At 63.2% G+C, this 6,118-nt stretch carries 7 protein-coding genes; 2 read left to right on the top strand and 5 right to left on the bottom strand.

The window, feature by feature from the left end; all coding sequences use genetic code 11:
- Positions 1-297 precede the first annotated feature (297 nt).
- From AB4Y81_RS21015 to AB4Y81_RS21000, 4 genes are all read right to left on the bottom strand, one after another.
- Complete coding sequence (locus tag AB4Y81_RS21015; protein ID WP_441996874.1) at positions 298-933, bottom strand: DUF6318 family protein; 636 nt, start codon at positions 931-933, stop codon at positions 298-300.
- A gap of 213 nt (positions 934-1,146) precedes the next feature.
- Positions 1,147-1,524 (bottom strand): RNA-binding S4 domain-containing protein, encoded by a 378-nt coding sequence (locus tag AB4Y81_RS21010; protein WP_018779945.1) that lies wholly within the window; start codon positions 1,522-1,524, stop codon positions 1,147-1,149.
- Positions 1,525-1,672: 148 nt separating this feature from the next.
- Complete coding sequence (locus AB4Y81_RS21005) at positions 1,673-2,776, bottom strand: sulfite oxidase (RefSeq protein ID WP_018779944.1); 1,104 nt, start codon at positions 2,774-2,776, stop codon at positions 1,673-1,675.
- Between the two features lie 163 nt (positions 2,777-2,939).
- Positions 2,940-3,974, bottom strand: coding sequence for an aldo/keto reductase (locus AB4Y81_RS21000; protein ID WP_018779943.1), 1,035 nt, complete (start codon positions 3,972-3,974; stop codon positions 2,940-2,942).
- Between the two features lie 277 nt (positions 3,975-4,251).
- On the opposite strand from AB4Y81_RS21000, the gene AB4Y81_RS20995 reads away from it, so the two are divergent.
- Positions 4,252-4,743: a flavin reductase family protein gene (locus tag AB4Y81_RS20995; RefSeq protein WP_018779942.1), complete on the top strand. Its 492-nt coding sequence runs from the start codon at positions 4,252-4,254 to the stop codon at positions 4,741-4,743.
- Between the two features lie 14 nt (positions 4,744-4,757).
- Here the strand turns inward: AB4Y81_RS20995 and AB4Y81_RS20990 are convergent, their stop codons facing one another.
- Complete coding sequence (locus AB4Y81_RS20990) at positions 4,758-5,525, bottom strand: hypothetical protein (RefSeq protein ID WP_441996871.1); 768 nt, start codon at positions 5,523-5,525, stop codon at positions 4,758-4,760.
- Positions 5,526-5,710: 185 nt separating this feature from the next.
- On the opposite strand from AB4Y81_RS20990, the gene AB4Y81_RS20985 reads away from it, so the two are divergent.
- Positions 5,711-6,118, top strand: a complete 408-nt coding sequence (locus tag AB4Y81_RS20985; RefSeq protein WP_064723863.1) for a YchJ family protein — start codon at positions 5,711-5,713, stop codon at positions 6,116-6,118.

The following is a 6,118-nucleotide window of genomic DNA, read 5'->3' as shown; positions in this document are numbered from 1 at the left end:
GGGCAGTCGAGGGCGTCGCAGCCGGGGTCTTTGGTGTCGGGTCCGTCGGCACGGCAGTGGGTATCGGCCATGTACTGGTTGGGGTCCTCGGCGGTGGAGGAACTGGCGGTGCCGCTGAGGCTAGGGCTTGATGTTCCGGTGGAAGGATCGAACACCCAGCGAGACCCGACTTCCATAGTTCCCGCTGCCCTATTGGTCGATGCCCAGTCGTCAGCTGCTTGAGCAACTTGAACTGGCATCGCGAAGATGAACGCGGCTGCGGTTAGGCCAGCGGTCAGAATATGGCGACGGGCCTTGTTAACGAACGACACCAGTGTCCACAACTTTCCACGTCGAATCGAAACGAGCGACGATTACAAACGCGTCATTTGTCGCCGCATCTGCAGGGCGCCCTTCCGTGCCGTCTGCGTTGTAGTAAGTGATCGCCTGTTGAATAACCTGAACTTTGGCTTGATGAGTGGTCCCCGCGGAGTTCCAGGCAACCTCAATCCGCGGGGTGCTAATCTTGCCGCCCACAATCCACCGGCCATCTTTGGAGCTGTCCAAGGCGGCTTTCTGAAATTGGGCGCAGGCCTTGCACTCAGGGGTGCTGAGAGCGTTGGTGCCTGAAATGTCGCCGGTCTCGTCGGCATAATTCCCGATCGCGTACCAGTACCGAATAAACGCTTCCAGTCCGGCCTTGGAGTTTTCCTTCGCCAGCTCGGTCATCACAGGCACCGGTACGTTCTGGGCTTTCCCCTTCGCATCCGCCGGTTTGTAGGCCCCGGAAGAAGACGGAGTAGCCGAAGCAGCGGGTGACGTAGCGCTTGAGGTGGGCGACGCCGTCGTCGAGCTTGTCTCCGAAGAGCCCGTACCTGGCGACCCGCCCTGGCAACCGCTCAGAAGCACCGCCGCCAGGATGGACGACAACATGGCAGACGAAAGGCGTGACATGACAAGCTCCCCAACAGCTGTTCGACGGTGTGGCGGCCAGTCTAAGCAGCGTGCGCGGGGGGACTCACGTCAGAAAAATGGTCCTGTGGATAAGTGTTAGGTAATTTCTGCTGGATGATCGGGACGTCGATATCGTAAAAGGCTTGGGATTCCGGGGTTTCTGGCCGGCGCCCAGCCTGATGATCCAGCAAATTTGCGTGGTACACCGCAAGGTCAGCCCCGCAACTTCTCCATGTCCCTGCGGTCCTTCTTAGTGGGCCGGCCGGCTCCGCGGTCGCGCTGGGGGAGTCCAAGCTTGGGAGCCACGGGCCTCGGCGGAGTGTGGTCGGTGAAACAGTGCGACGCGGCCTCGGCTCCTACGCGTTTGGCGATGAGTCGTCGCACTTCAAGGATCCGTTCCCAACCCGATTCCCGCACACGGATGGTGTCGCCGATGATCACGCTTTGCGAGGCCTTGACCGGATTGCCGTTGATCCGGATGTGTCCGGCTCGGCAAGCGGCGGTGGCTGCGGAGCGGGTTTTGTAGGCTCGGATCGCCCACAACCAGGCATCAACGCGGACGTTTGCTGGGGATGACGACGGAATACTCATGATCTGAACGAGTCTAACCGGGCGTCACGTGCACGACGAGAACGCTGGAAGAAGTCCGGAACGCGGGAAAGGTGCGAGTTCGCTGGAACGCTCCGGCGAACTCGCACCGTCGCGGCGTTCTCAGGGGGCGCCAGGGAACCGAAAGCAACTACCGCACCGTCACCTCAACCCGCTGCGCCATGTTGTTCCCGATGCCCTGGTAGTTCCACACCTGCTCGGTAGGCTGCAGCGCGCCCGAGGTATCCATGGCCCGGCACCGCAACACGTGTTCCCCTGGGCTCGCGACCCACACCATGGACCACGACCGCCACGCGAAGTCCCCCAGCGCCGGATCCAAGTGCGCAGGCATCCATTCGCCGTCGATCCCCACTTCCACCCGCTCCACTTCACCGTGTCCGGACCATGCACGGCCGTGCAGCATTACCGGGCCGGCGTTTACGATCCGTCGCCGGGTGAAGAATTCCGGGATCCCCGGCGGCACCATCAGGGAGCGCACGCGGATATGGGTGACAGGAATGCCAGGCCCGTCCGGACCCTGCAGATAGTGATAGGCCACGGACTGCTGCCATCCCATGAACCGCGACGTCACTGCTTCGATCGACGTCAACCACTTCACACTCGCCATCCCGTACCAGCCAGGGACCAGGAGCCTCAACGGGAATCCGTGCTGCAGTGGTAAGGGCTGGCCGTTCATGGCGTAGACCAGCATCACTTCGGGGTGCATGGCCTCGGCGACGGAAAGACTGCGGGCATACGGCTCTTCGACGCCGCCTTGGACACCGTTGTCGGCACCGGTAAAAACAAGTTCGACGGCGTCACCCGCCAACCCTGCCTCCTCCAGCAGGGGCGCCAATGGAGTTCCGGTCCACTCGGCTGTGCCCACCGCGCCAAGCACCCAGGGCTGGCTCAAGGGGCGGGGTTCCAGAAGCGAGCGGCCGTTTCCCGCGCATTCGAGAGTGACGGGCATGGTGACAGCCGGCCGCGCTTTGATGTCCTCGAGGCTGAGTTCAAGCGTGTGGTCGACAGCCCCGCCCAGTCGCAACCGCCACGTCTCAGGTGACAGATGCGGGATGTCGAAGTGGATCAGCAGGTAGTGCAGGCCGGCCGGAGTGATGTCGTCGCGCAGGGCCTCCAACGGCATCGAATGGTTCCGCCCGGAAAGCTGCAACTCTTCGTGGGTCAGGGGTCCATCGGTGGGCTGCCCGGTGACGACGGCTTTCGTGGCCCGTTGTTTGAGGTGATCGTTGGACATGGGACGGCGGCGTTCTACTGGAAGCTAAACGCTGCGGAGTGCCGCAGCACTTAGGACAAGGATCACGCCGGGGCGAACCTGCGTCAATACCTCGTTGCGAGGCCCGCTCTGCGCGCTAAAACAGGCGCGAAGAACGCAGAGCAGGCCCCACAACGGAAGGTGGCTACCGGCGTCGTAGTTCCGGGTACTCGAGGTGCGGGGCAACGGTGCCGGCGTCGCGTTCGAGGAAGTTGACCGCGGGCGCCACGATGTCGTCGATTTCATCCAGAACGGACTCGCTCAGCACCACGTCCGCGGCTTTCAGGTAATCGGTCAGGTGCTCCTCGGTGCGGGGGCCGATGATCACGCTGGTCACTGCCGGGTGGTTCAGGGCAAAGGCGACTGCCAACTGGATGAGCGTCAATCCGTGGCGTGCCGCGAGTTGGGCCAGGGCGTCCGCGGCGTGCAATTTGCCTTGGTTGAACGGCGCATTCACATCGAAGCGGCCGGGAAGTGCGGAAAAACGCGAACTCTCGGGCTGCCCGGCCCCGACCCGGTAACCGCCTGCCAGCCACCCGCCGTCGAGCGGTCCGTAGCTCAAGACCCCGACGCCGTACTGCTGGGTGATGGGGAAGACGTCGCGTTCGTTGGCACGCACCAGAAGCGAATAGGGCACTTGGTCCACGACCGGCGGGGTCAAGTGGTTGGTGTTGGCGATCCACTGGGCCTCAACGAGTTGGGCCGGGCTGAACACGGACGTGCCGTAGTAGAGGATCTTGCCCTGGCGAATGAGGTCGTTGAGGGCAGTGATGGTTTCCAGGAGGTCGGTGTTGTAGTCCGGGCGGTGTGCCTGGTAGAGGTCGATCCTGTCCGTGTTCAGACGCCGCAAGCTGTCCTCGACAGCCCGGACAATCCAGCGGCGGGAGTTGCCGGCGTGCGCGGGGTTGGATCCCATTTGCCCGTGGAACTTGGTGGCGAGGAAGACGTCGTCGCGCCGGCTGTGGATCGCTTGGCCCACCACGGTTTCGGATTCCCCTTGTGAGTAGATGTCTGCAGTGTCGATGCTGGTGATACCGGCGTCGAGCGCGGCCTTGATGATCCGGATGCTCTCTGCGGGACCTGTGGGCGCGGCGCCGGTGCCGAAGTTCAGGGTGCCCAGGGTGAGCGGGCTGATCAGGGCGCCAGTGCGTCCAAGCGTTCGTAGCTCGTTGAGGCTCATGTCGGCTTCCTGTGGATGGATAGTGCTGGGTCGACGCCTGGGTCAGCGGCGTGGACGGGATGTTCAATCGAGGCTACACACGGCCGCCGGAGGCATAAACGCAAATGGTAGAAGTTCTTCGTTTTTCGTCTTGCGGGGTAATGGAAGAGGCCTTACTTCGCGACATTTCTTGACACACGGCAACACAAATGTCTTGCGGATCAACAAATATTGCCGTTCTTCCAAGCGGGTGAATTATGGGAAAGGAACTTAGGAAACGCACGAAAGGGACAGCGGGATGACACAGACCACAGTGGAAGAAACGGCGGCCATCAAGGCGGCTTTTGCGCAGTTCCCCTCCGGAGTTGCCGCCTTCAGCGCGATGGTGGATTTCACGCCGGAAGCGTTGGTGGCGTCGTCCTTCACCGTGGGCGTTTCACTGGAGCCGCCGCTGGTCATGTTCGCAGTGCAGAACTCGTCCACAACGTGGCCCAAACTGCGCCAGGCTCAGCGGCTTGGCGTCTCGGTCCTGGCTGAGGGGCAGGAAGCTGCCTGCCTCCAGCTCTCGTCCAAAACGAGGGACCGCTTCGCCGGGCTGGACACGAGTGTCAGCGACTCGGGCGCGGTGCTGATCGATGGGGCCGTGTTGGGTTTCGAATGCGAAATAGTTTCAGAAACGCCCGCCGGGGATCACGCGATCGTGGTTCTTGAGGTCAAGGCAACCACCGTCAACCTCGAGTCCAAGCCGCTGATCTACCATGGCGCAGCGTTCCGTCAGTTGGCCGCTTAGCCCGGCACGCCGAGCTAGGAGTTTCGGGCAGCGCCGCTGAGGGATCCCTTTTTGGTGGGGCCTTGGGATTTCCCCTTTGGGGACGTCACAGGGCCCTGCTTCTTTGGCGGGTTGGCCGGTGCCGGGCTTTTTGACGACGGCGTGGGCTCGTCGAGGTCGCGGACCGTCACTTTGATGGGCGGTGGCTGCTGGGCCTTGGCCCGTTCGGCCTCGCGTCGGTCGGCTTCAGCCACCGCATCCGCCCAGTCCTTCGACAGGACCGGCGGTTCCTTGGCAGCGGCCACGACGATCGGGTGGTGCGCAGTCTGGTGCTCGACGGCGGACTTGACCTCGGCCGGTTTGGGCAGCTTCCGCGGGTCCACCTTTGATTTCCATGCGCCGTCCTTGACGGCGGCCGACGCACCTGAGATCCGGCGTCGGGTCACTCCGAGCAAGTCCCGCTTGGGCGCAGCGGGCGCCGTAGCAGGAGATGGCGCGGCAGGCGCCGCGGCAACCGGCGTCGCAACAGGGGCCGATTCCTCAGCTGCGCCGTCAACAGCGTCCGCGCCGACGACCGGGTCCGGCACGTATCCGGGCCGAGCGGGAAGGTGCACGATGGGAGTGGTGTCCTTCTTGGGGAAGACGCCAATCAACGCCAGGAGGATGACAGATACCAGCCGTCCCACTCCGGCAACCACCAGAGTGATGATGACAATCAACCCGAGGCCGAGGAACATCAGCAGAGCCAAGCCCAGCGTCCCCAAATACGTCAGGTTGATGGCGAGTGTTGTCGGATCCTCCACGTAGCCTCCCCTGGCTGTCGTTTTGTGATGCGCGCATTGCCCACCCAGCTTGCTTATCTAGCGTAAGGTCCCGCACCGTCGGAATCACGCGCCGCAGCCCACTCTGGCAGGGTTGTTTCGAACCTGTTATCTCGCATGCGAAAATATGTTGCCCAGCTCTCATTTACAGCCCAGATTGGCGCGTCGTGACCCCTGACCACACCCGGCTCCGCAACGGTGCCTGCCCCTGCCTTTCCGGCGAGCAGTACGACGAATGCTGCGGCCGGTTCCATCGCGGGGAGGCCGAGGCGCCCACCGCAGAGCAACTCATGCGATCCCGGTATTCGGCCTTCGTGGTCCTTGAGCCCGGGTATCTGTTGCGGACGTGGCATTCCTCCACCCGCCCGGATTCCATGGACCTGGACCCGGACCTGCAGTGGCGCAGGTTGGACATCCTTTCCACGAGCAACGGCGGCCCGCTCGACTCGGCGGGCACCGTCGAGTTCGCGGCGCACTACAGGTCCGACGGCGAACGCGGCGTCCAGCGTGAACTCTCCCGGTTCGTGCGGGAAGGCAAGCGTTGGTACTACGTGGACGGGGACGTGCTCCAATAG

It is taken from the genome of Paenarthrobacter sp. TAF1 (assembly GCF_052113825.1).
Classification (GTDB): domain Bacteria; phylum Actinomycetota; class Actinomycetes; order Actinomycetales; family Micrococcaceae; genus Arthrobacter; species Arthrobacter nicotinovorans.
Note: the sequence above shows the minus strand (reverse complement) of the source record. Positions and strands in the feature narration are given on the sequence as shown.

Coding starts and splice junctions, on each gene's coding strand:
- AB4Y81_RS21015 (WP_441996874.1), bottom strand. CDS start 933: ATGTCACGCCTTTCGTCTGCCATGTTGTCGTCCATCCTGGCGGCGGTG.
- AB4Y81_RS21010 (WP_018779945.1), bottom strand. CDS start 1,524: ATGAGTATTCCGTCGTCATCCCCAGCAAACGTCCGCGTTGATGCCTGG.
- AB4Y81_RS21005 (WP_018779944.1), bottom strand. CDS start 2,776: ATGTCCAACGATCACCTCAAACAACGGGCCACGAAAGCCGTCGTCACC.
- AB4Y81_RS21000 (WP_018779943.1), bottom strand. CDS start 3,974: ATGAGCCTCAACGAGCTACGAACGCTTGGACGCACTGGCGCCCTGATC.
- AB4Y81_RS20995 (WP_018779942.1), top strand. CDS start 4,252: ATGACACAGACCACAGTGGAAGAAACGGCGGCCATCAAGGCGGCTTTT.